The 26,071-nt window shown below is 72.6% G+C and carries 24 protein-coding genes and 1 tRNA gene; 15 read left to right on the top strand and 10 right to left on the bottom strand.

The window, feature by feature from the left end; genetic code table 11:
* The first annotated feature begins 24 nt into the window (after positions 1-24).
* Positions 25-1,341 carry an SAM-dependent methyltransferase gene (locus tag Sdi02f_RS13270; protein ID WP_108933304.1) on the top strand — a complete coding sequence of 439 codons (1,317 nt, stop codon included), beginning with the start codon at positions 25-27 and terminating at the stop codon, positions 1,339-1,341.
* Positions 1,342-1,413: 72 nt separating this feature from the next.
* On the opposite strand, the gene Sdi02f_RS13265 is transcribed toward Sdi02f_RS13270, so the two are convergent.
* Positions 1,414-3,945: an ABC transporter permease gene (locus tag Sdi02f_RS13265; RefSeq protein ID WP_108933303.1), complete on the bottom strand. Its 2,532-nt coding sequence runs from the start codon at positions 3,943-3,945 to the stop codon at positions 1,414-1,416.
* A 47-nt stretch (positions 3,946-3,992) separates the two neighbouring features.
* A complete protein-coding gene (locus Sdi02f_RS13260; RefSeq protein ID WP_030404366.1) occupies positions 3,993-4,763 on the bottom strand; it encodes an ABC transporter ATP-binding protein in 771 nt (256 codons plus the stop codon).
* A 501-nt stretch (positions 4,764-5,264) separates the two neighbouring features.
* Here Sdi02f_RS13260 and Sdi02f_RS13250 point away from each other — a divergent pair.
* Positions 5,265-5,351 (top strand) — tRNA-Leu (locus Sdi02f_RS13250).
* 6 nt (positions 5,352-5,357) lie between these two features.
* On the opposite strand, the gene Sdi02f_RS35615 is transcribed toward Sdi02f_RS13250, so the two are convergent.
* Positions 5,358-5,513: a hypothetical protein gene (locus Sdi02f_RS35615; RefSeq protein ID WP_159046829.1), complete on the bottom strand. Its 156-nt coding sequence runs from the start codon at positions 5,511-5,513 to the stop codon at positions 5,358-5,360.
* A gap of 264 nt (positions 5,514-5,777) precedes the next feature.
* Between Sdi02f_RS35615 and Sdi02f_RS36725 the strand changes: the two genes are divergently transcribed.
* From Sdi02f_RS36725 to Sdi02f_RS13240, 3 genes are all read left to right on the top strand, one after another.
* Positions 5,778-5,906, top strand: coding sequence for a hypothetical protein (locus Sdi02f_RS36725; RefSeq protein ID WP_267889861.1), 129 nt, complete (start codon positions 5,778-5,780; stop codon positions 5,904-5,906).
* Positions 5,907-6,124: 218 nt separating this feature from the next.
* On the top strand, positions 6,125-7,294 hold the full coding sequence (locus tag Sdi02f_RS13245) for a 4-hydroxybenzoate 3-monooxygenase (protein ID WP_108933302.1): 1,170 nt from the start codon (positions 6,125-6,127) through the stop codon (positions 7,292-7,294).
* Positions 7,295-7,456: 162 nt separating this feature from the next.
* Positions 7,457-8,377: a Bax inhibitor-1/YccA family protein gene (locus Sdi02f_RS13240; RefSeq protein ID WP_031186019.1), complete on the top strand. Its 921-nt coding sequence runs from the start codon at positions 7,457-7,459 to the stop codon at positions 8,375-8,377.
* Positions 8,378-8,468: 91 nt separating this feature from the next.
* Here Sdi02f_RS13240 and Sdi02f_RS13235 read toward each other — a convergent pair whose 3' ends face one another.
* Positions 8,469-8,699: a DUF4287 domain-containing protein gene (locus Sdi02f_RS13235; protein ID WP_030404352.1), complete on the bottom strand. Its 231-nt coding sequence runs from the start codon at positions 8,697-8,699 to the stop codon at positions 8,469-8,471.
* 102 nt (positions 8,700-8,801) lie between these two features.
* On the opposite strand from Sdi02f_RS13235, the gene Sdi02f_RS13230 reads away from it, so the two are divergent.
* On the top strand, positions 8,802-9,113 hold the full coding sequence (locus tag Sdi02f_RS13230; protein WP_030404351.1) for a hypothetical protein: 312 nt from the start codon (positions 8,802-8,804) through the stop codon (positions 9,111-9,113).
* A 25-nt stretch (positions 9,114-9,138) separates the two neighbouring features.
* Here the strand turns inward: Sdi02f_RS13230 and Sdi02f_RS13225 are convergent, their stop codons facing one another.
* From Sdi02f_RS13225 to Sdi02f_RS13215, 3 genes are all read right to left on the bottom strand, one after another.
* Entirely contained in the window at positions 9,139-9,939 is an 801-nt protein-coding gene (locus tag Sdi02f_RS13225; protein WP_108933301.1) for a hypothetical protein, read from the bottom strand.
* Between the two features lie 282 nt (positions 9,940-10,221).
* Positions 10,222-11,442: an acetyl-CoA C-acetyltransferase gene (locus tag Sdi02f_RS13220; protein WP_030404349.1), complete on the bottom strand. Its 1,221-nt coding sequence runs from the start codon at positions 11,440-11,442 to the stop codon at positions 10,222-10,224.
* A 299-nt stretch (positions 11,443-11,741) separates the two neighbouring features.
* Positions 11,742-12,782, bottom strand: coding sequence for an SGNH/GDSL hydrolase family protein (locus tag Sdi02f_RS13215; protein WP_030404348.1), 1,041 nt, complete (start codon positions 12,780-12,782; stop codon positions 11,742-11,744).
* Positions 12,783-12,949: 167 nt separating this feature from the next.
* Between Sdi02f_RS13215 and Sdi02f_RS13210 the strand changes: the two genes are divergently transcribed.
* Positions 12,950-14,335, top strand: coding sequence for a cystathionine beta-synthase (locus Sdi02f_RS13210; protein ID WP_030404347.1), 1,386 nt, complete (start codon positions 12,950-12,952; stop codon positions 14,333-14,335).
* Between the two features lie 326 nt (positions 14,336-14,661).
* Here the strand turns inward: Sdi02f_RS13210 and Sdi02f_RS13205 are convergent, their stop codons facing one another.
* Entirely contained in the window at positions 14,662-15,087 is a 426-nt protein-coding gene (locus Sdi02f_RS13205; RefSeq protein ID WP_030404346.1) for a hypothetical protein, read from the bottom strand.
* 163 nt (positions 15,088-15,250) lie between these two features.
* On the opposite strand from Sdi02f_RS13205, the gene Sdi02f_RS13200 reads away from it, so the two are divergent.
* Positions 15,251-16,111, top strand: coding sequence for a MurR/RpiR family transcriptional regulator (locus tag Sdi02f_RS13200; protein WP_030404345.1), 861 nt, complete (start codon positions 15,251-15,253; stop codon positions 16,109-16,111).
* 94 nt (positions 16,112-16,205) lie between these two features.
* Entirely contained in the window at positions 16,206-16,793 is a 588-nt protein-coding gene (locus Sdi02f_RS13195) for a hypothetical protein (RefSeq protein ID WP_030404344.1), read from the top strand.
* An 85-nt stretch (positions 16,794-16,878) separates the two neighbouring features.
* On the opposite strand, the gene Sdi02f_RS13190 is transcribed toward Sdi02f_RS13195, so the two are convergent.
* Positions 16,879-18,252 carry a type III PLP-dependent enzyme domain-containing protein gene (locus Sdi02f_RS13190; RefSeq protein WP_037800558.1) on the bottom strand — a complete coding sequence of 458 codons (1,374 nt, stop codon included), beginning with the start codon at positions 18,250-18,252 and terminating at the stop codon, positions 16,879-16,881.
* Positions 18,253-18,432: 180 nt separating this feature from the next.
* On the opposite strand from Sdi02f_RS13190, the gene hutU reads away from it, so the two are divergent.
* From hutU to Sdi02f_RS13165, 5 genes are read left to right on the top strand one after another with little or no spacing between them, the layout of a single operon-like run.
* On the top strand, positions 18,433-20,133 hold the full coding sequence (gene hutU / locus Sdi02f_RS13185) for a urocanate hydratase (protein ID WP_051783671.1): 1,701 nt from the start codon (positions 18,433-18,435) through the stop codon (positions 20,131-20,133).
* A complete protein-coding gene (locus tag Sdi02f_RS13180; protein ID WP_030404341.1) occupies positions 20,130-21,347 on the top strand; it encodes an allantoate amidohydrolase in 1,218 nt (405 codons plus the stop codon). Before hutU ends, Sdi02f_RS13180 begins: the two co-directional genes overlap by 4 nt.
* Positions 21,344-22,693 carry a formimidoylglutamate deiminase gene (locus Sdi02f_RS13175; RefSeq protein ID WP_108933300.1) on the top strand — a complete coding sequence of 450 codons (1,350 nt, stop codon included), beginning with the start codon at positions 21,344-21,346 and terminating at the stop codon, positions 22,691-22,693. Before Sdi02f_RS13180 ends, Sdi02f_RS13175 begins: the two co-directional genes overlap by 4 nt.
* A gap of 38 nt (positions 22,694-22,731) precedes the next feature.
* The gene (gene hutI, locus Sdi02f_RS13170; protein WP_031186015.1) at positions 22,732-23,907 is read left to right on the top strand and encodes an imidazolonepropionase; all 1,176 of its coding nucleotides are present in this window, start codon (positions 22,732-22,734) and stop codon (positions 23,905-23,907) included.
* 30 nt (positions 23,908-23,937) lie between these two features.
* The gene (locus Sdi02f_RS13165; RefSeq protein WP_031186014.1) at positions 23,938-24,261 is read left to right on the top strand and encodes a hypothetical protein; all 324 of its coding nucleotides are present in this window, start codon (positions 23,938-23,940) and stop codon (positions 24,259-24,261) included.
* Between the two features lie 77 nt (positions 24,262-24,338).
* Here Sdi02f_RS13165 and Sdi02f_RS13160 read toward each other — a convergent pair whose 3' ends face one another.
* Positions 24,339-25,265, bottom strand: coding sequence for an RNA polymerase sigma factor SigF (locus tag Sdi02f_RS13160; RefSeq protein ID WP_030404337.1), 927 nt, complete (start codon positions 25,263-25,265; stop codon positions 24,339-24,341).
* Between the two features lie 240 nt (positions 25,266-25,505).
* Between Sdi02f_RS13160 and Sdi02f_RS13155 the strand changes: the two genes are divergently transcribed.
* Complete coding sequence (locus Sdi02f_RS13155; protein WP_030404336.1) at positions 25,506-25,883, top strand: STAS domain-containing protein; 378 nt, start codon at positions 25,506-25,508, stop codon at positions 25,881-25,883.
* Positions 25,884-26,071 lie beyond the last annotated feature (188 nt).

Genomic DNA, 26,071 nt, shown 5'->3' with positions numbered 1-26,071 from the left:
GATCGCTCGTCACGGAGGTACGCCATGGCTGACGCCGCGCTGCGGCTGCAGAACCTCTTCGAACAGTTGCTGGGAGCACCACTCCCGGTGCGCATCCGCGCCTGGGACGGTTCGCAGTCGGGTCCGCCGGGCGCTCCGGCCCTGGTCGTCCGCAACCGCAGGGCACTGCGCCGCCTGCTGTTCAAACCCGGTGAACTGGGCCTGGCCCGTGCCTGGGTGGCCGGCGACCTCGACATCGACGGCGACCTCTACACCGCGCTCGACCTCATGGCCGGCCTCGTCTGGGAGCGCGGTGAGGACGCCCGCGGCCTGGTCGAGGCCTTGCGCGACCCCGAGGTCCGGGCCGCCGTACGCGGTCTGGTGAAGCTCGCCGGGCCGCCGCTGCCGCCCGCGCCGCCGCCGGAGGAGGTCCGACGGGTCCGCGGCCACCTGCACACCAAGCGCAGCGACAAGCGGGCCATCAGCCACCACTACGACGTCGGCAACGACTTCTACGAACTCGTCCTCGGCCCCTCCATGGTCTACTCCTGCGCCTACTGGCCCGCCCCGCCGTCCGAGGGCGGCACCCTGGAGACCGCCCAGCGCGACAAGCTCGAACTGGTCAGCCGCAAGCTGGACCTGAGCCCCGGTCAGCGCCTCCTCGACGTGGGCTGCGGCTGGGGCTCCATGGCGATCCACGCGGCCCGCGAGCACGGCGTGCACGTCGTCGGCGTCACCCTCTCCCAGGAGCAGGCCGCCTACGCCCGCAAGCGCGTCGCCGACGAGGGACTCACCGACCGGGTGGAGATCCGCGTCCAGGACTACCGGGACGTCGCGGACGGCCCCTACGACGCCACCTCCTCCATCGGCATGGCCGAACACGTGGGCGCCGAGCGCTACCTGGAGTACGCCACCGACCTGCACAAGCTGCTCAAGCCCGGCGGACGGCTGCTGAACCACCAGATCGCGCGACGCCCCCAGCAGGACGAGGGCGCCTACCACGTCGACGAGTTCATCGACGCCTACGTCTTCCCCGACGGCGAACTGGCCCCCGTCGGCACCACCGTCACCCAGTTGGAGCGCGCCGGGTTCGAGGTCCGCGACGTGGAGTCGATCCGCGAGCACTACGCGCTCACGCTGCGCCGCTGGGTCGCCAACCTGGAGTCCGACTGGGCGACGGCCCTGCGGCTGGTCAGCCCCGGCCGCGCCCGGGTCTGGCGGCTCTACATGGCCGCCTCCGCGCTCTCCTTCGAGCGCAACCGCATCGGCGTCAACCAGGTCCTCGCCGTGAAGACCCCCGCCTCGGGAACCTCGGGCCTGCCGCTGCGCTCCCGCGTGTGGGGCGCGCCCGGCCCGGCCTGATCCGCACGGCCCGAAGGGCCGGGCCCCGTGCGGGGGCCCGGCCCTTCGGTGTGCCGCGGCGCGGCCGGTGGGTCACTCGGCCTTGATCGCGTTCAGCATGTTCAGCCGGGCGGCGTTGCGGGCCGGCCACATGGCGGCCAGGACGCCCACCAGTCCGGCCAGCACCACGAAGATCCCGATCCGGTCCCAGGGCAGCACCAGCGCGTACCCCGGGATCTCGGTGGCGACGGTCTCGCCGATCGCCCAGCCGAGGAACGTGCCGAGAACGATGCCGACCACCGCGCCGAACACCGAGATGACGACGGCCTCCAGCCGCACCATCCGCTTCACCCGGCGCCGGTCCAGACCGATCGCGCGCAGCATGCCGATCTCCTGCTGCCGTTCGAAGACGGACATCGCCAGGGTGTTGACGACACCGAGGACCGCGATGATCAGCGCCATCGCGAGCAGGCCGTACATGACGTTCAGCAGGGTGTTGATGGCGCCGCCGAACTCGTCGCGGATGTCCTGCCGGTCCATCACGGTGATCGCGGGGTTGTCGCCGAGCGCGTCGACGAGGGCCTTCTCGTTCGCCGCCGACTGGCCGCCGTCGACCTTCACGAAGATCTGCCGGATGGACGGCTTCGCCTCGTGCCGGTCCATGACCTTCCGGTCCACGAGCACGGGGGAGAGGAACTCGCTGTCCTTGTAGACGGCGCCGACCGTCAGCGTCGCCCTCTGGTCGTCGTCGAAGGTGACGGAGACGCTGTCGCCGGGCTTCCAGCCCCTGCTCTCGGCCGTCTTCTCGGCGACGGCGATCCGGCCCTGGGCCAGCGAGCCGGCGTCGCCGCTGACGACGTCGACGGCCAGGACCTTCTCGATGTCGCCCGGGGTGACCGCCGAGGCGGACACGAAGTCGCCGTCGACCCGGAAGTAGGCGTCCTGCTGCGGCGACACCGCGGACACGCCGTCGGCCTTCTCCAGGGCCGTCAGCGCGGACCCGTCCAGGTCGCCCCCGTTGGCCATCGTGACCATGTAGTCGGCCCTGATGTTGTCCGTGGTCATCTTGTCGATGGCCGTGCCCACCGTGACGCCGAGCACCGACAGGCCGGTCACCAGCGTCAGTCCGATCGCCAGCGCCGAGGCCGTGGCGCCGGTGCGGCGCGGGTTGCGGACGGCGTTCTGGCCGGCCAGCTTGCCCGCCACCCCGAAGGGCCCCACGAGCAGCGGACGGACGAGTGCGATCACGGGCCGGGACAGCAGCGGGATCAGGACGATCACGCCGATCAGCGCGAAGAACGCACCCGCCCCGATGTACATCCGGCCGTCGTCGCCGCCGGCCGAGGCACCCGCCACGATCCCGGCCGCGCCGAGGGCCGTGACGGCCGCGCCGATGGAGTTGCGCACCACCAGCGACTTGGTGGTGGCCACCGCGTGGATGCTGTTCATGGCCGCCACCGGCGGGATCTTCGCGGCCCGGCGGCCCGGCAGCCAGGCGGCGAACACCGTGATCAGCACACCCACCGCGAACGCCGCGACCACCGGCGTGGCGGACAGGACCAGCGGACCGGCCGGCATCTTCATGTCGAACGCGGCCATGCCGGAGCGCAGTGCGACGGCCAGACCGACGCCGAGGGCGAAGCCGACGGCCGAGGCCACCAGGCCCACCAGCGCGGCCTCGGCGAGCACGGAGCGGGTGATCTGCCTGCGGGACGCGCCGACCGCGCGCATCAGGGCGATCTCCTTGGTGCGCTGGGCGACCAGCATCGTGAAGGTGTTGGAGATCAGGAAGATCCCGACGAAGAGCGCGATGCCCGCGAAGCCGAGCAGGACCTGCTTCAGGTTGCCCAGGCCCTGTTCGATCTGGTCGGCCTGCTCGTCCGCGAGCGCCTTGCCGGTCCGGGCCTCGGCGCCGTCCGGCAGCAGCGGCTCGACCGCGGCCAGGATCCGCGCGTCGTCGGCGCCGGGGGCGGCGGTGACGGTGGCGCTCTCGAAGTAGCCCGGCCGGAGGTACTGCTTCTGGGCGACGGCGGTGTCGAACAGGACGAGGCTGCCGCCGGCGTTGACGGCACCGTCCTCGGTGGTGAACACCCCGCTGAGGGTGTACTCCTTCACCGGGCCGTTGGTCGCGACGCGCACCCGGTCGCCGACCTCGTACTCGCCCTTGGCGGCCGTGTCCTCGTCCAGGGCGATCTGGCCGTCCTGCACCGGGCCGGAGCCGTCGGTGAAGGTGTAGGCGGCGTCCTTGCCGTCCTTGCCCGGGGCGAAGTTCGAGCCCTTGTTGGACCAGCCGACGCCGATCAGCTTCCCGTCGGGGTCGGCGACCCCGGCGAAGCCCTCGACGCGGCCGTACACCCCGGTGACGCCGTCCACGGCGGAGAGCCGGTCGAGGGTCTTGCCGGAGAGGCCGTACTCCTTCTCGGAGGTGTCCGAGCCGGCGTACGAGGTGACGGCGACGGCGACGTCGTCGTAGCTCTTCGCCGACTGGTTGCGGAAGGCGTTGGAGAGGGTGTCGGCGAAGACCAGGGTGCCCGAGACGAACGCCACGCCGAGCATTACGGCGAGCACGGTCATCAACAGCCTGGCCTTGTGCGCGAAGACGTTGCGCAAGGCGGTACGGAACATGGGTCTTCTCTGTCCGGAGGTAGGTACGAGTCAGGGGCGGGGACGGGTCAGCTCGTGCGGCCCTTGGCGTCGAACCGCTTCATGCGGTCGAGCACCGAGTCGGCCGTCGGCCCGTACACCTCGTCGACGATGCGTCCGTCCGCGAGGAAGACCACCCGGTCCGCGTAGGCGGCGGCCACCGGGTCGTGGGTCACCATCACCACGGTCTGGCCCATCTCCCGCACGGAGTTGCGCAGGAAGCCCAGGACCTCGGCGCCGGAACGGGAGTCGAGGTTGCCGGTCGGCTCGTCGCCGAAGATGATCTCCGGCCGGGACGCCAGCGCCCGCGCCACGGCGACCCGCTGCTGCTGCCCGCCGGAGAGCTGGGAGGGACGGTGACCGAGGCGGCCGGACAGGCCCACCATCCGGATCACGGAGTCCAGCCACTGCTTGTCCGGCTTGCGGCCCGCGATGTCCATCGGAAGGGTGATGTTCTCCAGCGCGGTCAGCGTCGGCAGCAGGTTGAACGCCTGGAAGATGAAGCCGATCTTGTCCCGGCGCAACTTGGTGAGCTGCTTGTCCTTGAGCGAGCCCAGCTCGGTCTCGCCGATGCGCACCGAGCCGGACGAGAAGGTGTCCAGGCCCGCGACACAGTGCATCAGCGTGGACTTTCCGGACCCCGAGGGGCCCATGATCGCGGTGAGCTCGGCCTGCCGGAAGTCGATGGAGACCCGGTCCAGGGCCACCACCTGGGTCTCGCCCTGGCCGTAGATCTTGGAAAGCTCCGTGGCGCGCGCGGCCACGGAGGTGGACCGGTCGGCGATGGGTGCGGTGGTCACGGGAAGGGCACTCCTGTCGGTACGACGTGCGGGGACCGGCACGGTGTGTGCGACCGGCACGGGCAGGTGGGGTCGGCACGGTGGGTGCGGTCGGCACGGTGTGTGCTCGGGGACGTCATCCATCGTCCCGGCCGCAGGGCGCCGTGTAGTCAGCCGCTGTTCCGGTTCCGGGGGGCGACTTCGGTCGGACGGGCGGCGCCGGTGTCATACCTGCGGATGACGGGCGACCCCGAGGGACCCCACCGCGTGCGCCGGAGCGCCGGAGTGGTCCGGGAGGAGCGCGAGAACGGGGCGGGCGCCCTTGTTGAGACGGTGAAATCCCGTCATTCCGCATACGCCGTGCACCGCGGCACGCCAGGCTGTTGGCATGTGCTGACGGCCTGCCCCGGCATCTGATGCCCCCTCAGGCGCCAATAAAATAAGACAACATCGGGTCTCCCGCCCAAGGTCAGGAGGGGCGTCCCGATAGGGTCGAGGCGCGCGACGCGGAGCCCATGGCCTGCCCGGATGGTGGAATGCAGACACGGCGAGCTTAAACCTCGCTGCCCCTTAGAGGGCGTGCCGGTTCAAGTCCGGCTCCGGGCACCATCACTGCTACCCGGCGTGGCCAGTGGTGACAGCCCCGCCGCGTCGATTGACGACGTCGTCCGCCGAGTCGTTGCAGGCCGCGAGGCTGCCGTCGGACAACCGGGAGCCCCCGGAGCCCGCGGTGGGGCAGCGCTGCTGGTCGTCGTCCACGTTGGGCAGCATCAGCGCACCGCTCGCGGCTCCACTCGTCCTCGCGGGCGTCGTCGTCCGCGGTGATTCAGTCCGTCCCGGTCGGTGTCCGCCCGAAGCGTGGGCAGCGGCGGCACCGCCTGAGCCGCCGTCACCGGCAGGCTCCCCGTCGCGGCCACTGCCAGGAGGGCCGCCGCCCGCCTGCCGGCTCGTGCCGGGCGACGGGGCGGCGCCGGCGGCTGCCGGGGGCGCCGATCAGGACGGAGGGAGAATCGCCGTGGTTCATGACTCCTGGCCGTGGCCGCCTGCTCCTGCGTCCTGACCTGGATCCTCGCCAGGGCCGTGGACGTCGTCGTCGGCGTCGCCGACAAGGAGTCGTACGCCGCCGAGATCCAGCGGCTGCCGAGGGAACACCGGGAGGGCTGACGCGGACGCCTCGCCGGGCCGGGGAGGCGTGCCTCCCGGAGACCCGGAGACCCGGAGACCCGGAGACCCGGAGGAAGGGCTCCGCGAGGATGTCCGGTTCGCCCGTTGACAGGGGTGCGTGGGAGGCCGAGACTCGGCGCATCGAGGGTGAAGGAAACTTCACCAGACGAACATGCGGGTTCGAGCAAGGCAACGACGCCGATCGAAGGGAACGACCGATGCGCACCACCGTCGGCATCATCGGGGCAGGCCCCGCCGGGCTGCTGCTCGCCCGGCTGCTGCACAACGCCGGAATCGACTCGGTCGTCCTGGAGAGCCGCGACCGTTCCTACGTCGAGCGCAGGCAGCGCGCCGGGATCCTGGAGCAGGGCACGGTGGACGTGCTGCGCGAGGCCGGGGCCGGGGAGCGGATGGACCGCGAAGGGCTGCGCCACGACGGCATCGAGCTGCGGTTCGACCGGCGCCGCCACCGCGTGGACTTCCCCGCGCTCACCGGCGGCAGGTCCGTCATGGTCTACGCGCAGACCGAGGTCTGCAAGGACCTCATCGCCCTCCAGCTCAAGGAGGGCGGGCCGCTGCTGTTCGAGGCCGAGGCGCTGGCCGTGGAGGGCGCCGAGACGGACCGGCCCCGCATCCGCTTCCGTCACCAGGGCGCCGAGGACGTGCTGGAGTGCGACTACGTCGTCGGCTGCGACGGCTTCTGGGGCGTGGCCCGGGCAGCCGTGCCGGACGGGCGCACCTTCGAGCGGACGTACCCCTTCGGCTGGCTCGGCATCCTCGCCGACGTCGCCCCCTCGCACGACGAGCTGGTCTACGCCCGCCACGACCGGGGCTTCGCCCTGCTGTCCATGCGCTCCCCGTCCGTCTCCCGCCTCTACCTCCAGGTCCCCGCGGACACCGACGCCGACGACTGGAGCGACGAGCGGATCTGGGACGAGCTGGAGCGCCGCTTCGAGACCGACGACGACTGGACGCTGCGGCGCGGCCCCCTCACCCAGAAGTCGGTCACGCCGATGCGCTCCTACGTCCACGAGCCCATGCGGCACGGCCGCCTCTTCCTGGCCGGTGACGCCGCGCACATCGTGCCGCCCACCGGCGCCAAGGGCCTCAACCTCGCCGTCGGCGACGTCGTCACCCTCGCGCGGGCGCTGGTCCACCGCACCGCGACCGGCTCCGACGAACTGATCGACGCCTACTCCGCGACCTGCCTGCGCCGCGTCTGGCAGGCCGAGCGGTTCTCGTACGACATGACGACCCTGCTGCACACCGCCCCGGACGCGACCCCGTTCGAGAACCGGCTCCAGGTGGCCCGCCTCGAGCGGATCACCTCCTCCCGTGCCGCCGAGACCGACCTCGCCGAGGCCTACACCGGCTTCCCGATCGGCTGAGCGGCGCCCCCGCGCGACCCCGGGCGTGAGGGGAATCACTGATCGGCGTAGCGTGTTGAGCCGCAGGGCGAGGGAAAGATCCTCCTCAAGCAGTAGGGTCATTCCTTTGCCGTTCTATTACTCTTGAGCCAAGGCTGCGCCGTGTGGCCATGGAGGAGTGAAATGAGGAGCAGAAACCCGGTCTTCTCGCGACGGGGGTTCAGCCGCGACAACGGCTACGCGGGCTTCAACGCCGCGCCGCAGGCCGGGGGACCCGCCGTCGCCACGCAGGGGAACCCGTACGCGCAGGGCGCGCAGGGCAATCCGTACGCCCAGCCCGCCGGCAACCCGTACGCGCAGAACCCGTACGCCCAGCAGGACCTTCAGTACGGCGCGCCGCCGCAGGCGCCCGCCACCGCCGGCCGGATGACGATGGACGACGTCATCATCCGTACGGCGAGCACGCTCGGCGTGCTCGTGGTGACGGCCGCGCTCGCGTGGGCGCTGCTGCCGGTGGACGACGCCAACATCGGCCGCTCGTACGGCATCGGTATCGGTGCCGCGCTGGTCGGCATGGTCCTGGCCCTCGTCCAGTCCTTCAAGCGCAAGCCCACGCCGGCGCTGATCCTGTCGTACGCGGCGTTCGAGGGTGTCTTCCTCGGTGTCGTCTCCAGCGTCGTCGACAACCGCATCGCCGACGGTGCGGCCATGCAGGCCGTGATCGGCACGATGGCGGTCTTCGCCGCGGTGCTGGTGGCCTACAAGGCGGGCTGGATCCGCGTCAACCGGCGCTTCTACGGCTTCGTGATGGCCGCCGCGCTCGGCTTCGTCCTGCTGATGATGGTGAACCTGCTGTTCGCCGTCTTCGGCGGCGGTGACGGCCTCGGCTTCCGCAGCGGTGCGCTCGGCGTCGTCTTCGGCGTCATCGGCGTCATCCTCGGCGCGTGCTTCCTCGCCCTGGACTTCAAGCAGGTCGAGGACGGGCTCGCCTACGGCGCCCCCCGTGAGGAGTCCTGGTTCGCCGCGTTCGGCCTCACGCTGACGCTGGTCTGGATCTACCTGGAGTTCCTGCGCCTGATCGCGATCCTGAACAGCAACGACTAGCGGTCACCGGCGCCGACCCAAGGTCGCGCAGGAGAAGGGCCCCGGGCTTCGTGCCCGGGGCCCTTCGTCGTCGTGGGGGCGGCGCGCCGGCTCACAGCAGTCTGCGGGCGGCCCTTCTCAGGTCGTATTCGTGGACGATCGCCTTCGCGTGGCCGTAGGCGAGGTTGTGTTCGTGGCGGAGCCAGCTCACCTTCTCCTCGAAACGGAGGAGGGCGGGGCCGTCCTCGACGGCGCGCAGCCAGTCGGAGATCTCACGGCCGGTGCACTGGGGGATACGGGCGAGCAGATTGCGATGGGTCTCCTCGGAGAAGACTTGGGACATCGGCGCCTCCGGGTGAAAGGGTCGTAGGCCGGTCCTTCAGGTCACCGTGCCCGAGGGTTCGTCCGTTGGCAACAGTCCCGGAGGGCCGCGTACGCTCGCGCCGTGGTTGATACGACGCCTTTGACCCGTGCCGTGGACGACTTCGCCGACCGGCTGCGGGCCGCCCCGCAGAGCAGGCTGCAGCGCGGTGCCGCCGCGGAGGCGCTGGAGCTGGCCAGGGAGTTGGCCCGGCGTGCCCAGCTCGTGGAGGAACCGGGGGCCGAGCCCCGTGAGATGCCGGACGCGGGCATGTTCGCCGCCGCCGACCAGATCGCCGTCGCCGCACACGACTTGGCCCTCGTCCTGGAGGACGAGGGCCAGGTGGAGGAGGCGGCGGGGCTGGTGGAGGAGGCCCGCAAAAGGGCCGGGGTCTGACCCGGCCCGGTGACTGCGACGGCTCCTACAGGGACGCTATGACGCGGTCCGCCAGGATGTACACGTTCTCCTCGCCGCAGGCGAAGGTCAGCGTGTAGGCGCCGGAGATCCCGGAACCGCCCAGGAGGTACGGCGTCTGGCCCGCGCCCAGCGCGGCGGACAGGCGCTCCGCGGTCTCGCGGTGGCCCGGGGTCATGCACAGGGTGGTGCCGTCGGCGAAGACGTACACGTCGAGGGTGCCCAGCGGGCCCGGGCGGACGTCCGCCAGCGCGACGCTCGACTCGGCCAGCTCCTCCAGGGCCGCCACGGTGCGGTCGTGGTCGTTCACGGCCGGGGGCGGGTTCGGTACGAAGTCCGGGTGCGAGGGGTGCCGGCGGCGGGCGGCGGCCAGCTCGGCGGACTCCCTGGGGCCCGAGTCCGGGGCGGACGGCTCCTCGGTGTCCGCGACCGGCTCGATCGCGGGCTCCAGGCCCACGAGGTCGGCCTGGCGGGGCAGGAACAGCTCGCTGTCGGACAGGCCGAGCAGCAGGGGCGCGTCGGAGGCGTCCCGGGTCTCCTGGGCGGCCCAGAAGGCCCGCGCCTCGGCGAGTTCCCGCTCGCGCTCGTCGGCGAGCGCCTCCGCGACGGCGGCGCGTATCTCCTCGGTGTCGGCGGTGGTGCGGGCGGCGGGCACCCGGCCCCGCGCGGCGCTGGCCCGGCTCTCGGCCAGCTCGGTGCGCAGGGCGGTCACCTGGCGGCGCAGCACCAGGATGCTGCGCAGGACGGCGACGCCCACGGCGCCGGTGGCGGCCGTGGTGAGCAGCAGGGCGATCGGCATGGCGCTCACTGACGTACTCCCGGTTCAAAGTCGACCCCCGACTTCCTACATCAGCTTGAAGGGAGGACTAACCGCCTGTCAGTGCGTAACGTCACGAAACGGACAGGACTTTGGGCCCGGAAGGAAGGGGTGGTGCTGGTCTGACCTGCGTAAATCCAGGTTACGGGAGAGGTAGGTCACATCCTGGGGGAGTTTGGGTCACGAAACGGCCCGGAACCCCGGGGTGAACAGGGTCCCGGGCCGCCTCGTCACACTGGGTCCGCCGGACGCTACTGACGGTCCCTCAGTGGGTCAGCTCAGGCGCTCGATGACCATGGCCATGCCCTGGCCGCCGCCGACGCACATGGTCTCCAGGCCGAACTGCTTGTCGTGCGTCTGGAGGGAGTTGATCAGCGTGCCGGTGATGCGGGCGCCGGTCATGCCGAAGGGGTGGCCGACGGCGATGGCGCCACCGTTGACGTTCAGCTTCTCCAGCGGGATGCCGAGGTCCCGGTAGGAGGGGATGACCTGCGCGGCGAACGCCTCGTTGATCTCGACCAGGTCGATGTCGCCGACGGTCAGCCCGGCGCGGGACAGGGCCTGCTTGCTGGCCTCGACCGGGCCCAGGCCCATGATCTCGGGGGAGAGGCCGGAGACGCCGGTGGAGACGATGCGGGCGAGCGGGGTCAGGCCCAGCTCGCGGGCCTTGGTGTCACTCATGATCACCAGGGCGGCGGCGCCGTCGTTGAGGGGGCAGCAGTTGCCGGCGGTGACCAGGCCGTCGGGGCGGAAGACGGGCTTGAGGCCCGCCACGCCCTCCAGGGTGACGCCGGCGCGCGGGCCGTCGTCCTTGCTGACGACCGTGCCGTCGGGCAGCGTGACCGGGGTGATCTCGCGCTCCCAGAAGCCGTTCTTGATGGCCTCCTCGGCGAGGTTCTGCGAGCGGACGCCGAACTCGTCCATCTCCTGCCGGGTGATGCCCTTGGCCCGGGCGAGGTTCTCGGCGGTCTGGCCCATCGCGATGTACGGGTCGGGGACGAGGCCGTCCTCGCGCGGGTCGTGCCAGGTGGTGCCCTCCTGCTGGGCGACCTCGGCGGTGCGGGCCTCGGCCTCGGCGAAGAGCGGGTTGTGGGTGTCCGGCAGGCTGTCGGAGTTGCCCTTGGCGAACCGGGAGACCATCTCGACACCGGCCGAGACGAAAACGTCGCCCTCGCCGGCCTTGATGGCGTGCAGGGCCATGCGGGAGGTCTGCAGGGACGAGGAGCAGTACCGGGTGATCGTGCAGCCGGGCAGGTGGTCCATGCCCATCTCGACGGCGACGATCCGGCCGAGGTTGTTGCCCTGCTCGCCGCCGGGCAGGCCGCAGCCGAGCATCAGGTCGTCGATGTCCCGGGGGTCCAGCTCGGGGACCTTCGCGAGGGCCGCCTGGATGATCGTGGCGGCCAGGTCGTCGGGGCGCAGGTCCTTCAGGGAGCCCTTGAAGGCGCGGCCGATGGGGGAACGGGCGGCAGAGACGATCACGGCTTCGGGCATCACGGCTCCATGGGCGAGGCGTACGGGGGCGGGCAGGGCTGGTTGGGAAGTTACCCGGCCGTACGGCCGGGGTCACGGCTCTGGACGTGTGACATGGGCCGCAACTGTCTAAGCGCTTGCTTTTGCCTCCGGCGGTGGGGTGGCGGGGCGGTGCCGGGCGGGACCGGGGGGTGCCGGGCCGTGCCGGGCGGGTCCGGGGGGCCGGGCCGTGCGGGGCGGGTCCGGGGGGCCGGGCCGTGCGGGGCGGGTCCGGGGGGGGCGGTGCCCCCGGGCCCCCTTCGGCCGGGACGGCCTCGTCCTCAGACTCCCCCGGAGGGGGCGCCCCCCACCGGGCTGGTGGGTTCCGCCTCCGGCACGCGGCGCCGCCTCCGGCGCTTCAGCAGCGCCCAGGGCCCCCGCGGCCCCGTGGGCATCGCGGCGGCGACCTCCGTACCGGCCTCCTCCGCCGCCTCCGCCGCGGCACGGGCCACCGGCAGGAAGCCCTCGCGGCGCAGCGCGTCCGGGCGCTCCTCCTCGGCCGGCCACAGGCCGAGCGCGGCGCACACCGACGGCAGTACCGCCATCGCGGCCGTGGCGTACCCCTCCGCCGAGGGGTGGTAGTTGTCCGGCCCGAACAGCTCCCGCGGGTTCTGCGCGAACTCCGGGCCCAGCAGGTCGCCCAGCGACACCGTGCGCCCGCCCTGCTCGACGACGCCGATGGTCTGCGCCGCCGCGAGCTGCCGAGAGGCCCGCCGGGCCAGCCAGCGCAGCGGCTGCCGCACCCGCTCGATGGTGCCCAGGTCCGGGCAGGTGCCGACCACCACCTCCGCGCCGGCCGTGCGCAGCCGCCGGACCGCCGCGGACAGGTGCCGCACGGAGCGGGTCGCCGGCATCCGGTGGGTGACGTCGTTGGCGCCGACCATGATCACGCAGATGTCCGGCACCCGGCCAGGATCCGCCAGTGCCAGCGTCACCTGCCGGTCCAGGTCGTCCGAGCACGCCCCCGGCAGCGCGACCGACCCCAGCCGCACCGGCCGCTCGGCCACCGCCGCGAGCCCCGACGCCAGCAGCGCGCCGGGCGTCTGACCTGCCCGGTGCACGCCCTGCCCGGCGGCCGTGGAGTCGCCCAGCATCATCAGCCGCAGCGGCGGCTCACCGGCCGTGGGCAGGGTGCCGCCGTACAGTCCCTGCGCGTTCGGCACCCGGTCCGGTGTGCCCACGCCCACCCGGCGCCTGGCCAGCTGCACCTCGGCCACCACCAGGCCGATCGCCGCCGCACCGGCCAGTCCGATGCCTCCGCCGCCGTACGCCGCGCCGGCCGCGATCCGCCGGGCCACCCGCGCCTTCGACATGCTCGTCATACGTCGCCGCCACCTCCCGAAACCCGTACACCCACTCCTTGCCCCGTACGGACGGTCGCCCAATCTCAACGCAGGGTGAACGACCGTCACGGGGCACGCCCGGGGCGGCAGGCCATAGGCTGGCGGGACCGATACAGACCTTTCCTTTGCGGCATCCGGAGACCACGGTGCAATTCCACGACTCGATGATCAGCCTCGTCGGCAACACCCCGCTGGTGCGGCTCAACAGCGTGACCAAGGGGATCAGGGCGACCGTCCTGGCCAAGGTGGAGTACTTCAACCCGGGCGGCTCGGTGAAGGACCGCATCGCCCTGCGCATGATCGAGGCCGCGGAGAAGAGCGGGGACCTGCAGCCGGGCGGCACGATCGTCGAGCCGACCAGCGGCAACACCGGCGTCGGCCTCGCCATCGTCGCCCAGCAGAAGGGCTACAAGTGCATCTTCGTCTGCCCTGACAAGGTGTCCACGGACAAGATCAACGTGCTGCGCGCATACGGCGCCGAGGTCGTCGTCTGCCCGACCGCGGTCGACCCCGAGCACCCCGACTCCTACTACAACGTCTCCGACCGGCTGGTCCGCGAGACGCCGGGCGCCTGGAAGCCGGACCAGTACTCCAACCCGAACAACCCTCTCTCCCACTACCACTCCACGGGTCCCGAGCTGTGGGAGCAGACCGAGGGGAGGATCACCCACTTCGTGGCCGGCGTCGGCACCGGCGGCACCATCTCCGGCACCGGCCGGTACCTGAAGGACGCCAGTGACGGCGCGGTGAAGGTGATCGGCGCCGACCCGGAGGGCTCCGTCTACTCCGGCGGTTCCGGGCGGCCGTACCTGGTCGAGGGCGTGGGCGAGGACTTCTGGCCGACGGCGTACGACCGCGAGGTCGCGGACGAGATCGTCGCCGTCTCGGACAAGGACTCCTTTCAGATGACCCGCCGCCTCGCCAAGGAGGAGGGCCTGCTGGTGGGCGGCTCCTGCGGCATGGCGGTCGTCGCGGCCCTCGAGGTGGCGGCCCGGCTCGGGGAGGACGACGTGGTGGTCGTCCTGCTCCCGGACAGCGGGCGCGGCTACCTCAGCAAGATCTTCAACGACGAGTGGATGGCCGACTACGGCTTCCTGGAGGACACGGGCCCCAGCGCCCGCGTCGCCGAGGTCCTGAACCACAAGGAGGGCGGCCACATCCCCTCCCTCGTCCACATGCACCCGGACGAGACCGTCGGCGAGGCCATCGAGGTGCTGCGCGAGTACGGCGTCTCGCAGATGCCGATCGTCAAGCCCGGCGCCGGCCACCCGGACGTGATGGCCGCCGAGGTCGTCGGCTCGGTCGTGGAGCGCGAACTGCTGGACGCGCTGTTCGCCAAGCGCGCCTCGCTGGAGGACCCGCTGGAGAAGCACATGTCCGCCCCGCTGCCCCAGGTCGGCTCCGGCGAGCCGGTCGCGGACCTGATGTCGGTGCTCGGCGGCGCCGACGCCGCGATCGTCCTCGTGGAGGGCAAGCCGACCGGCGTGGTGAGCCGGCAGGACCTGCTGTCCTTCCTGGCCAAGGGCAAGTAGGACCGGCGGGACGCGTGCCCGGTCCGGTGATCTTCGTGGACTTCGCGGAAGTGGAACGCGTACGTCACGTGCGCGCAGCAGTCGCTTAACACGGGACCGGCAGAGTACGGGGTGTCGGCAGGGAAGGGAGCGGCTCCCCGGCCCCGCCGGCGCCGAACGGCGTCACGGACCTTCCGGAGCGGCTCCCGGACCTCCAAGGACGCCACGGACGCGCCGCCCCGGCCGCGAGGCCCGGCACCGCGCGCGTCCCCCGCGGGGACCGCCGTCGTCCCGCCCCCCAGCGATGGGGGTGCGGCGGTCCCCGCGCAGTCTTTCCCCCGCGGGCCTCAGTCCTCCCAGGCGTCGCCCCTGCCGGTGCGAGGGCGACGTCCGAACAGGGCCGGGTTGATGCGGGCGGCCTGGACGACGTTGACCCCGACGATGCCGGCCCAGGCGACCAGCATCCCCGGCAGGTGCGCCACGCCGCCGCCGATCGCGGACAGCGGGATGGCCAGCACCAGCGAGACGATCCCGAAGCCGAAGCGCTCGCCGAAGGAGTCCGTGGGCGTCGGCGAACGGCTGTCCCGGGCCGCCGTCATCTGCTGCTCGGCGAGCTGCCGGCGCACCCGGCGGTCCACCGCCGAGTCGATGCGCTGGTCGACCTTCTCCAGGAAGGAGTCGACCAGCGCCGACTCGTACTCCTCACCGAGCTCCCTGCGGGTCCGCAGGGTCGCGTCGAGGTCCTTCTTGAGATCGGCGTCGTGTGCGTCCATTCCCGTCATGGCGTCCACGGTAGGCAGCCGGGGCCGCCCGGACACTGGGGACAGCCCCCGTTTCGGGCGGGGGCGGGCCGGTACGGGTCGGCCGGTGCCGCCGCCTCGCTGTATAACGGTATGCAGAATCCGGGGCGTCTGAATAGACCGAGGGGGCCACGTCATGAACGGGACGGGCGGGACGAAGGGGACCGACGGTCCGGCCGCGCGGCTGCAGGCGCTCTTCGAGGGGCACCGGCTCACACCGACCCAGCGGCGCATCGCGCACAGCATGGTGCGCCGGGCCGCCGACGTGCCCTTCCTCTCCAGCGTGGAGCTGGCCGAACTGGCGGGGGTCAGCCAGCCGTCCGTGACCCGCTTCGCCGTCGCCCTCGGCTTCGACGGCTATCCGGCGCTGCGCCGCCACCTGCGCGAGGTCGCCCCCGCGGAACCCGTCCCGGACACCGGCGCCGTCAACGAGTACCAGCAGGCCGTGGCGGCCGAGATCGAGAACCTGCGGCACCTCGCGGAGGTGCTGGCCGACCCGGGGCCGGTGCGGGAGGCGGGCCGGCTGCTCGCCGGGAGCCGGCCGCTGCCGGTGCTCGGGCTGCGGGCCGCCGCCGCCCAGGCGCACGGCTTCGCCTACTTCGCCGCCAAGGTCCACCCGGACGTCCGGTTCCTCGGCGAGGGCGGCACGATGCTCCACGACCGCATCGACGCCGCCGTCCGGGCCGGGGCGGAGACCCTGCTCTGCTTCGCCCTTCCCCGGCACCCGCGCGAGGTCGTCGAGGCGCTCGCCCACGCCAAGGAGGCGGGGCTCACCGTGGTGACCGTCGCCGACTCCGCGTTCGCGCCGGTGGCCAAGGTGTCCGACCTGCTGCTGCCCGCCGCCGTCGGCACCGGCCTCGCCTTCGACACCGCCTGCGCGCCGATGCTGCTCGGCCGGGTGCTCCTGGAGGCGATGTGCGACGACCTGCCGGACGCGCAGGCCCGGCTGGAGGAATTCGACGCCAAGGCCGCGGCGCGGGGGCTCTTCGTGGAGTGACCCGGGCGGCGGACGGGTTCTCAGATTCGTCTCAGCTTGCCCCGTTACAGTGCGGCGCCTGCGACACCCTTCGGACGGGAACAGGAGGCAGGACGTGGCGCGCGGAGGACAGGTGGGGCTGGCTCGGGTCGCCGTCGTCGTACGGGCCGGTGCCGCACCACTGTGGTGGCTGGGCGTTTTCGCGGCGGGCATCGGAGTGCTGGTGCCGGGACTCACCGGACGCCGGATCGGGGTGCTGGCCGGGGCCGCGCTCTTCGTCGTCACGACCGCCGTCGTGGCGTGGGTGCGCCGGCGGCGCTACACCGCCCTGGCCGGTTCGGCCGCCCGCGCGGGCAAGCACGACGTGCTCCAGGACCGCGGGGTCACCGTGCGCAACTGGCGCCGGGGCCACCGCTGGTGGCTGCTCCTCGCCTTCCTCGCCGCCCTCGGCAGCGCCTTCGCCGTCCCCGCGGCGGGCGGACTGCTGCTGGCCGGCTGCGGCGCCGGACTCTGGCTCAAGTCCGCCTGGATCGGCCGCCGGGAGCAGTCCCGGGACGCCCTGCTGTGGGTCCGCGTGGACTGGCTCGCGGGCAACGCCGGCCGCCCGGCGGGCAAGGCGGTCAAGGGCTACCGCACCACGGGCATCGCGGCGGGCGACGCGGCGCCGGGCGGCGCGAGGCGGAAGACGGCGGCGGCGGTCTGACGGGGATGCGGGGCGGAGGCGGGGGCGCGCAGCCCCCGCCCAGGGGCGCGGGGAACCGCGCGACCGGCCACGCCGAACGCGCGCCCTACAGGGCGCCCGCGTCGTCACGGCGAAACGCGACGGTCAGCGAGTCGCCGTACTCCCCACCCGCCTCGGCCACGATCTCCTCGACCGCCTGTGCCCTGCGCACCGGCGCGAAGACGACACCCCCGTCCCCGCCCCCGGCGAACCCGTACACCGCGGGCCGCGCCAGCGAGTTGTACGCGTAGTGGTGCGCGAAGTAGTACGCCCCCGTGTCCAGCGCCGCCGCGTAGTCCCCCTGCGCGAGCAGCGGCATCGCCCGGCCCACGGCCAGCAGGTCGCCCGCGAAGCACGCCGGACCGGCCACGTCCTGCACCACGTCGGGCCCCGTCTTGGGCAGGCCCTTGCCGTCGTACGCGGCGATCCGCAACGGCCACGCCTGCGGCGCGTACACCGTCCGCGTCGCCACCTGCACGCCCGCGTGTGTCACGGCGACGGGCCGCCCGCCGGCGCTCTTGGCGTACTCCACGCGCGCCACGACCGTGCCGTGCTTGGCCAGCAGTGACCGCCCGAACTCGGTGACCAGCCCGTACCGCCCGTCGAACAGCCCCGGCACCGTCTCGCTCAGCACGCGCGCGTACGCGGCGTACGTCGGCGCCGTCTCCTCCGACGCGAAGTTCACCGGGAGGCCGCCGCCGATGTCGAGCGTGTCGACCTGCCTGCGGCCCGCCCGCTCGTTGATCTCCTCGGCGAGGGCGTACGCCTCCCGCACGCCCTCGGCCATCAGGGCCAGCGGGATGCCCTGGGAACCGGTGTGCGCGTGCAGCCGGGTCAGCCACGGCCGGTCCAGGTACGCCCGCACCACCCACTCGCGCGCCCCCTCGTCGCGCAGGGCCACCCCGAACTTCGAGGTCGCCGTCGCCGTCGACAGCGCCTCGATGGAGCCGCCGCCGACCTGCGGATTGACCCGGATGCCGAGCGGGGAGGCGCTCGCCCCCCGGGACACCAGGCCGTCGAGCCGCTCCAGCTCCTGGGGGTTGTCCGCGTTGAGGGCGATGCCCAGCGCCAGGGCCTCGCGCAGCTCGTCCGGGGTCTTGGCGGGCGAGTCCAGCACCGTCCGCCCCGCCGGCACCCCCGCCGCCCGCGCCAGGGCCAGCTCGCCCGGGCTCGCGACCTCGGCGCCGATGCCCGCCTCGTGCAGCAGCCGCAGCACCGGGACCAGCGGGGACGCCTTCACCGCGAAGGCGTGCAGCACGGGTGTCCCCGGCGCCGTCACCGCCTCGAACGCCGAGCGCAGGGCCGCGGCCGACTCCCGTATCCCGGTGACGTCCAGCAGCCCGACGATCGGTGTGCCGGGCCCCAGCAGCCCCTGCTCCACGGCCGCCCGCACCGCCCGGTCCCGCCGTGCCGCCCGCTGCGCCCCCGGGTCGCCGCTCATGTCCGTGTCCTCGCTCACGCCGCCTCCATACCGTCGCTGCCTGCCTGCCCGGCACGTCCCTCCCCACACTCGCACGCGCGCCGCGCGGGGCACGACCCTGTTGACTAGCTCTATTCACGAAGCGAGGATGTGAATATCCGTAGCAACATCCGCCGGGAGCGAACCACCAGGAGGCAGACCATGTCCGGACCCCGCCCTGTCCGCGCGCCACGCGGGACGACGCCGAGCGCCCTGGGGTGGCAGCAGGAGGCCGCTCTGCGGATGCTGCAGAACAACCTCGACCCCGAGGTCGCCGAGCACCCCGACAAGCTCGTCGTCTACGGCGGCACCGGCAAGGCGGCCCGTGACTGGCGTTCCTTCGACGCGATGGTCCGCACCCTGCGCACCCTCAAGCAGGACGAGACGATGCTCGTCCAGTCCGGCCGCCCGGTCGGCGTCATGCAGACCCACGAGTGGGCGCCGCGCGTCCTCATCGCCAACTCCAACCTGGTCGGCGACTGGGCCAACTGGGAGGAGTTCCGCCGCCTGGAAGCCCTCGGTCTGACCATGTACGGGCAGATGACGGCCGGCTCCTGGATCTACATCGGCACCCAGGGCATCCTCCAGGGCACCTACGAGACCTTCGCCGCCGTCGCCGCGAAGAAGTTCGGCGGCACGCTGGCCGGGACCATCACCCTCACCGCCGGCCTCGGCGGCATGGGCGGCGCCCAGCCCCTCGCGGTCACCATGAACGACGGCGTCGTCCTCTGCGTCGACTGCGACCCCCGCGCCATCGACCGGCGCATCGAGCACCGCTACCTCGACGTGAAGGCCGACTCCCTCGACCACGCGCTCCGGCTGGCCACCGAGGCGCGGGACCGGCGCGAGCCGCTGTCCATCGGCGTCCTCGGCAACGCCGCCGAGCTGGTCCCGCAGCTCCTCGCCATGGGCGCCCCCATCGACATCGTCACCGACCAGACCTCGGCCCACGACCCGCTGGCCTACCTCCCCACCGGCATCGCCTTCGAGGACATGGCCGACGCCGCCGCCAAGGACCCGGCCGGCTTCACCACCCGCGCCCGCGAGTCCATGGCCCGGCACGTCGAGGCCATGGTCGGGTTCCAGGACGCCGGTGCCGAGGTCTTCGACTACGGCAACTCCATCCGCGGCGAGGCCCAGCTCGCCGGCTACGGCCGGGCCTTCGACTTCCCCGGCTTCGTCCCCGCCTACATCCGCCCGCTCTTCTGCGAGGGCAAGGGCCCCTTCCGCTGGGCCGCCCTGTCCGGCGACCCCGCCGACATCGCCAGGACCGACCGGGCGATCCTCGACCTCTTCCCCGAGAACGAGTCCCTGGCCCGCTGGATCAAGATGGCGGGGGAGCGGGTCCACTTCCAGGGCCTGCCCGCCCGCATCTGCTGGCTCGGCTACGGCGAGCGCGACAAGGCGGGCGAGCGGTTCAACGACATGGTCGCGAGCGGCGAGCTGGCCGCCCCGATCGTCATCGGCCGCGACCACCTCGACTGCGGCTCCGTCGCCTCCCCGTACCGCGAGACCGAGGCCATGCTCGACGGCTCCGACGCCATCGCCGACTGGCCCCTGCTCAACGCCATGGTCAACGTGGCCTCCGGCGCCTCCTGGGTCTCCCTCCACCACGGCGGCGGCGTCGGCATGGGCCGCTCCCTCCACGCCGGGCAGGTCACCGTCGCCGACGGCACCCCGCTCGCCGGGGAGAAGATCCGCCGCGTCCTCACCAACGACCCCGGCATGGGCGTCATCCGGCACGTCGACGCCGGGTACGACATCGCCGAGTCGGTCGCCGGGGAACGGGGCGTGCGGGTACCCATGCGCGAGGGTGACGAGGCCCCCGTGAGCGACGCGACGCCCGAGGGTGACGGCGCGTGAGCTTCCACAGCATGTGGGCGGAGCTGCTGCCGGTCGGCCGCAGCCCCGCCTCCGGCGGCTACCGCCGCTACGCCTGGACCGGCGCCGACGCCGACTGCCGGACCTGGTTCCAGGAGCAGGCCGAGGCGCGCGGCCTCGCCTTCGAGACCGACCGCAACGGCAACCAGTGGGCCTGGCTCGGCGACCCCGCCGCCGGGAACGCCGTCGTCACCGGGTCCCACCTGGACTCCGTGCCCGACGGCGGCGCCTTCGACGGGCCGCTCGGCGTGGTCTCCGCCTTCGCCGCCCTGGACGAACTGCGCGGCAGGGGAGCGCGGTTCACCAGGCCGGTCGGCATCGTCAACTTCGGCGACGAGGAGGGCGCCCGCTTCGGCCTCGCCTGCGTCGGCTCCCGCCTCACCGCCGGCGCGCTCACCGTCGAGCAGGCCCACCGCCTCACCGACGGCGACGGCATCACCCTCCCGCAGGCGATGGAGTCCGCCGGGTACGACCCGGACGCCCTCGGCCCGGACCCCGAACGGCTCGCCCGCATCGGCGCCTTCGTCGAACTCCACGTCGAACAGGGCCGCGCCCTCGACCTGAGCGGCGACCGCATCGGCATCGCCTCCGCCATCTGGCCGCACGGACGCTGGCGGTTCGACTTCCGCGGCGAGGCCAACCACGCCGGGACCACCCGGCTCGCCGACCGCCACGACCCGATGCTGTCGTACGCCGAAACCGTCCTCGCCGCCCGCCGCGAGGCCGAGCTGGCCGGTGCCGTCGCCACCTTCGGCAAGATCGGCGTCGAGCCCAACGGCGTCAACGCCGTCCCCTCCCTGGTACGCGGCTGGCTCGACTCCCGCGCCGCCGACCAGGCGAGCCTGGACACCGTCGTCACCGGCATCGAGAAGGCGGCCCGCGCGTACGCCGCCGCCCACGGAGTGGACCTCGACGTCGTGCGCGAGTCCTTCACGCCCGTCGTCGAGTTCGACCACGCCCTGCGCGACGAACTCGCCCGCATCCTCGGCACGGGGACGGAACTGAGGGTCCCCGTCCTCGGCACCGGCGCCGGACACGACGCCGGGATCCTCTCCGGCCGCGTCCCGACCGCCATGCTGTTCGTGCGCAACCCCACCGGGGTCTCGCACTCCCCGGCCGAGCGCGCCGCCGAGGACGACTGCGTGGCCGGGGTGACCGCACTCGCCGACGTACTGGAAGGGCTGGCCTGCACGTGACCTCCACCGAACGGACCCGTACGTACTGGCTGGAGCACGCCTGGCTCGGCACCCACGTCGAGCCGGGCGTGGCCGTCGACGTGGGCGACGGGCGTGTCACGGCCGTCCACCAGGGCGTCCCCACCCCGCCGCCCGGCGCGGAGATCCTGCGCGGACTGACCCTGCCGGGGCTGGCCAACGCCCACTCGCACGCCTTCCACCGCGCCCTGCGCGGCACCGTCCAGGTCGGCTCCGGCACCTTCTGGACCTGGCGCGAGGTCATGTACTCCGTCGCCGACCGGCTGACCCCGGACACCTACCACGCCCTCGCCCGCGCCGTGTACGCCGAGATGGCCCTGGCCGGCATCACCACCGTCGGCGAGTTCCACTACGTGCACCACGCGCCCGGCGGCGCGCCCTACGCCGACCCGAACGCGATGGGCGAGGCGCTGGTGGAGGCCGCCGACGAAGCCGGTGTCCGCATCACCCTCCTCGACACCTGCTACCTGTCCTCCGGCTTCGGCGAGCCCCCCAACACCCACCAGCTCCGCTTCTCCGACGGCACGGCGGAGGGCTGGGCCGAACGCTGTTCAGTTCTCAAGGAACGGGATCACGCACGGATCGGGGCCGCGATCCACTCCGTACGGGCGGTGCCCGCGGACCAGTTGGCGACCGTGGCGCAGTGGGCCGAGGCGCGGCGGGCCCCGCTGCACGTGCACCTGTCCGAGCAGACCGCCGAGAACGACGCCTGCCGACAGGCCCACGGGCGCACACCCACCCGGCTCCTCGCCGACCACGGCGTGCTGGGCCCCCGCACCACCGGCGTCCACAACACCCACCTCACCGACGAGGACGTCGCGCTGCTGGGTGACAGCCGCACCGGCACCTGCATGTGCCCCACCACGGAACGGGACCTGGCCGACGGCATCGGCCCGGCGGCCGCGCTCCAGCGGGCGGGGTCACCGCTCTGCCTCGGCTCCGACAGCCACGCCGTCGTCGACCTGCTGGAAGAGGCGCGCGCCATGGAGCTGAACGAGCGCCTGCGCACCCGCGCCCGCGGTCACTGGACCGCCGCGGCCCTGCTGCGCGCCGCCACCGCCGACGGCCACGCCGCACTCGGCTGGGACGACGCGGGACGCATCGAGGCCGGAGCCCGGGCCGACCTCGCGACGATCGCGCTGGACTCGGTCAGAACGGCGGGGCCACTGCCCAGGCTCGGCGCCGAGACGGCCGTATTCGCCGCGACGGCAGCGGACGTACGGCACACGGTCGTGGGCGGGCGGCACGTCGTACGCGACGGGGCGCACGCCCTCGTGCCGGACGTGCCGCAGGCCCTGGCGCGGGCCGTCGACGCCCTGCACGCCTGACGACCAGACCCCGCCCCCACGAGGACATCAGGGACCCCATGAGCAGCAGCACCGTCATCACCAACATCGCCGCACTCGTCACCAACGACCCCTCCCTCGGCGACCACTCCCCGCTCGGTCTGGTCCGGGACGCGGCCGTCGTCATCGAGGGCGACCGCGTCGCGTGGACCGGTGAATCAAGCAAAGCACCCGCCACTGACAACCGGGTCGACGCCGGGGGCCGGGCGGTCCTCCCCGGCTTCGTGGACTCCCACTCCCACCTGCTCTTCGCGGGCGACCGCACCGAGGAGTTCAACGCCCGCATGTCCGGCCGCCCCTACAGCGCGGGCGGCATCCGGACCACCGTCGCCGCCACCCGGGCCGCGAGCGACGCGGAACTGGAGGCCGGTCTCACGCGCTACCTCGCCGAGGCGCTGCGGCAGGGCACCACCACCTTCGAGACCAAGTCCGGCTACGGCCTGACCACCGCCGACGAGTCCCGCGCCCTGCGCGTCGCCGCCCGCCACACCGACGAGGTCACCTTCCTCGGCGCCCACATCGTCGCCCCGGAACTCGCCGACGACCCCGCCGCCTACGTCGACCTGGTCACCGGCGAGATGCTCGACGCCTGCGCCCCGCACGCCCGTTGGATCGACGTGTTCTGCGAGAAGGGCGCCTTCGACGGCGACCAGGCCCGCGCGATCCTCACCGCGGGCCGGGCGAAGGGCCTGCACCCCCGCATCCACGCCAACCAGCTCTCCTACGGCCCCGGCGTGCGGCTCGCCGTCGAACTCGACGCCGCCAGCGCCGACCACTGCACCCACCTCACCGACGCCGACGTGGACGCCCTGGCGAGCAGCCGTACGGTCGCGACCCTGCTGCCCGGCGCGGAGTTCTCCACCCGTGCCCAGTGGCCGGACGCCCGGCGCCTGATCGACGCCGGGGCCACGGTCGCCCTGTCCACCGACTGCAACCCCGGCTCGTCCTTCACGTCCTCCGTGCCCTTCTGCATCGCGCTCGCGGTGCGGGACATGGGGATGACGCCGGACGAGGCGGTCTGGGCGGCCACTGCGGGCGGAGCCGCCGCCCTGCGCCGCGACGACGTCGGCCGTCTCACCCCGGGCGCGTACGCCGATCTGACGCTGCTCGACGCCCCGAGCCACGTCCACCTGGCCTACCGGCCCGGCGTTCCCCTGGTCGCGGGCGTGTGGCGGCGGGGCGTGCGTAGGGTGTGACCGGCGTGTGAACCGGGGAGCGGGGGACGGATGGCCAAGTACTGGTGGACGCCGTTCCTGGTGAACGTGCTGCTCGGGATCCCGGGCGTCGTGCCGTTCTGGCTCGTCTGGTACCTGATGGTCAACTGGCCGCTGGCGGAACTGGGCTGGACCGTGCGCGAGCCGACGGAGAACGACGGCATGGCGCTCTGGCTCGTGATCGTCGTTCCCGTGGTCGCGCTCTTCGCGATGATCTGGTGGCTGGTCAACGAGCCGTTGCGGCGCCGGACCTCCCTCACGCCGCGCACCTTCTGGCTCCTGTGCGCCGCGGCCCCGCTGCTGCCGACGGCCGCGCTGTTCGCCAACTCCCCGTGAACGGCAGCCCGAAGGGGGGCGGCCCGGCAGCGGACCGCCCCCCTGGAGGGCAAGCGTCACCCGGTCGGCGCTGAGGACTACTCCTCGACCGTGAGCCCCTTGCGCAGCCGTACGAGTGTGCGCGACAGCAGACGCGAGACGTGCATCTGGGAGATGCCCAGCTCCTCGCCGATCTCCGACTGGGTCATGCCCGCGACGAACCGCAGGGAGAGGATCTTCCGGTCCCGCGAGGGCAGTTCGGCGATCAGCGGCTTCAGCGACTCGACGTACTCGATGCCTTCGAGCCCGTGGTCCTCGTAGCCGATGCGGTCGGCGAGCGCGCCCTCCGCGTCGTCCTCCTCCGGCTGGGCGTCCAGCGAGGAGGCGGTGTAGGCGTTGGACGCCGCCATGCCCTCGACGACCTCGTCCTTGGACAGGCCGAGGTGCTCGGCCAGCTCGGACACCGTGGGGGCGCGGTCGAGGCGCTGGGCCAGTTCGTCGCCGGCCTTCGCCAGGTCGAGCCGCAGCTCCTGGAGGCGGCGCGGGACGCGCACGGACCACGAGGTGTCGCGGAAGAAGCGCTTGATCTCGCCGATGATGGTCGGCATCGCGAACGTGGGGAACTCCACCCCGCGCGACAGCTCGAAGCGGTCGATCGCCTTGATCAGGCCGATGGTGCCGACCTGGATGATGTCCTCCATCGGCTCGCTGCGCGAGCGGAAGCGGGAGGCGGCGAACTTGACCAGCGCGAGGTTCAGCTCGACGAGCGTGTTGCGTACGTACGCGTACTCATGGGTGCCTTCCTCCAGCGACTCCAGACGCTCGAAGAGGGTCTTGGACAGGGCCCTGGCGTCCGCCGGAGCGACCTCGTCGTACGCGGGGATGTCCGGAAGCCCGGCGAGTGCGTCGTCGTGGTCGACGACCGCTTCGTGATGCTCGATGGGATTCAGATGTTCCGGAGGGAGTGTCGACGTCGCTTGGTGGGTACGCGATCCGTCGAGCCGGGGTGACATGATGTCCTCCATCGTTCTCGGCATACGGCTGCCGAAGCCAAATACGTGCACTGCGGTGTGCGGCGCCTCCAAAGCCGGCCGTGTCGGTTTACGTGTCTTACTAGCCCTACCGGGTTTACCGAGCTGACCGCAAGTGTGTTCTGTGCGGGTATGTCCGTTTGTGTGCGGTTGTTCGGGTGTCGGAGTGCGGTGGGAAGGCGTAGTGTTCGAGGGCGTCAGCAAGCAGTCACGACCTCGGGAGAGAGAAACGGCATGGACCGCGGGACGGTCGGCCAGGCCCAGTCGGGCCGGCTTCTGGTCGAGGTGCGGGAAGAGGGCCCCAGTGCCGTCGTGACCCCGGCGGGTGAGCTGGATCACCACACCGCCGATCTGTTGCGCGAGCCGCTGGAGGACTGTCTCGCCAAGGGATTCAACCGGCTCGTCGTGGACTGCTCACGACTGGAGTTCTGCGACTCCACGGGACTCAACGTCCTGCTCGGAGCGCGGCTGAAGGCCGAGGCGGCGGGGGGTGGAGTGCACTTGGTGGCCATGCAGCCGGTGGTGGCCCGGGTGTTCGAGATCACGGGGGCCGAAGCGGTCTTCACCCTTCATGACACGCTTGCGGCCGCCCTGGCCGACGGGTCCGGCTGAGCCGGTCCTTGTCCGGCCGGCGCAGGGGCGTGTGCGGTTCCCGGGGCGGGTGTTTCCGTGCCGCCGCGGGTTTCGTGCCGAATACAGGGGTGTTCGCGCGGTCCGGTCGGGCAGGAGAGACCCTGAACCGGCTGTGTACGACACTTCTGACGACGAATTTGAAATGTGAACTGGTGAATCGGTGAGGT

Source organism: Streptomyces ardesiacus, assembly GCF_003112575.1.
Taxonomy (GTDB): Bacteria; Actinomycetota; Actinomycetes; order Streptomycetales; family Streptomycetaceae; genus Streptomyces; species Streptomyces ardesiacus.
Note: the sequence above shows the minus strand (reverse complement) of the source record. Positions and strands in the feature narration are given on the sequence as shown.

What these genes read in the sequence shown, in the direction of transcription:
- Sdi02f_RS13190 (WP_037800558.1), bottom strand. Translation starts at nt 18,252, where the DNA reads ATGAGCGGCGACCCGGGGGCGCAGCGGGCGGCACGGCGGGACCGGGCG.
- Sdi02f_RS13220 (WP_030404349.1), bottom strand. Translation starts at nt 11,442, where the DNA reads ATGCCCGAAGCCGTGATCGTCTCTGCCGCCCGTTCCCCCATCGGCCGC.
- Sdi02f_RS13200 (WP_030404345.1), top strand. Translation starts at nt 15,251, where the DNA reads ATGAACGGGACGGGCGGGACGAAGGGGACCGACGGTCCGGCCGCGCGG.
- Sdi02f_RS13245 (WP_108933302.1), top strand. Translation starts at nt 6,125, where the DNA reads ATGCGCACCACCGTCGGCATCATCGGGGCAGGCCCCGCCGGGCTGCTG.
- Sdi02f_RS35615 (WP_159046829.1), bottom strand. Translation starts at nt 5,513, where the DNA reads ATGCTGCCCAACGTGGACGACGACCAGCAGCGCTGCCCCACCGCGGGC.
- Sdi02f_RS13235 (WP_030404352.1), bottom strand. Translation starts at nt 8,699, where the DNA reads ATGTCCCAAGTCTTCTCCGAGGAGACCCATCGCAATCTGCTCGCCCGT.
- Sdi02f_RS13265 (WP_108933303.1), bottom strand. Translation starts at nt 3,945, where the DNA reads ATGTTCCGTACCGCCTTGCGCAACGTCTTCGCGCACAAGGCCAGGCTG.
- Sdi02f_RS13160 (WP_030404337.1), bottom strand. Translation starts at nt 25,265, where the DNA reads ATGGAGGACATCATGTCACCCCGGCTCGACGGATCGCGTACCCACCAA.
- hutU (WP_051783671.1), top strand. Translation starts at nt 18,433, where the DNA reads ATGTCCGGACCCCGCCCTGTCCGCGCGCCACGCGGGACGACGCCGAGC.
- Sdi02f_RS13240 (WP_031186019.1), top strand. Translation starts at nt 7,457, where the DNA reads ATGAGGAGCAGAAACCCGGTCTTCTCGCGACGGGGGTTCAGCCGCGAC.
- Sdi02f_RS13165 (WP_031186014.1), top strand. Translation starts at nt 23,938, where the DNA reads ATGGCCAAGTACTGGTGGACGCCGTTCCTGGTGAACGTGCTGCTCGGG.
- Sdi02f_RS13205 (WP_030404346.1), bottom strand. Translation starts at nt 15,087, where the DNA reads ATGGACGCACACGACGCCGATCTCAAGAAGGACCTCGACGCGACCCTG.
- hutI (WP_031186015.1), top strand. Translation starts at nt 22,732, where the DNA reads ATGAGCAGCAGCACCGTCATCACCAACATCGCCGCACTCGTCACCAAC.
- Sdi02f_RS13270 (WP_108933304.1), top strand. Translation starts at nt 25, where the DNA reads ATGGCTGACGCCGCGCTGCGGCTGCAGAACCTCTTCGAACAGTTGCTG.
- Sdi02f_RS13155 (WP_030404336.1), top strand. Translation starts at nt 25,506, where the DNA reads ATGGACCGCGGGACGGTCGGCCAGGCCCAGTCGGGCCGGCTTCTGGTC.
- Sdi02f_RS13215 (WP_030404348.1), bottom strand. Translation starts at nt 12,782, where the DNA reads ATGACGAGCATGTCGAAGGCGCGGGTGGCCCGGCGGATCGCGGCCGGC.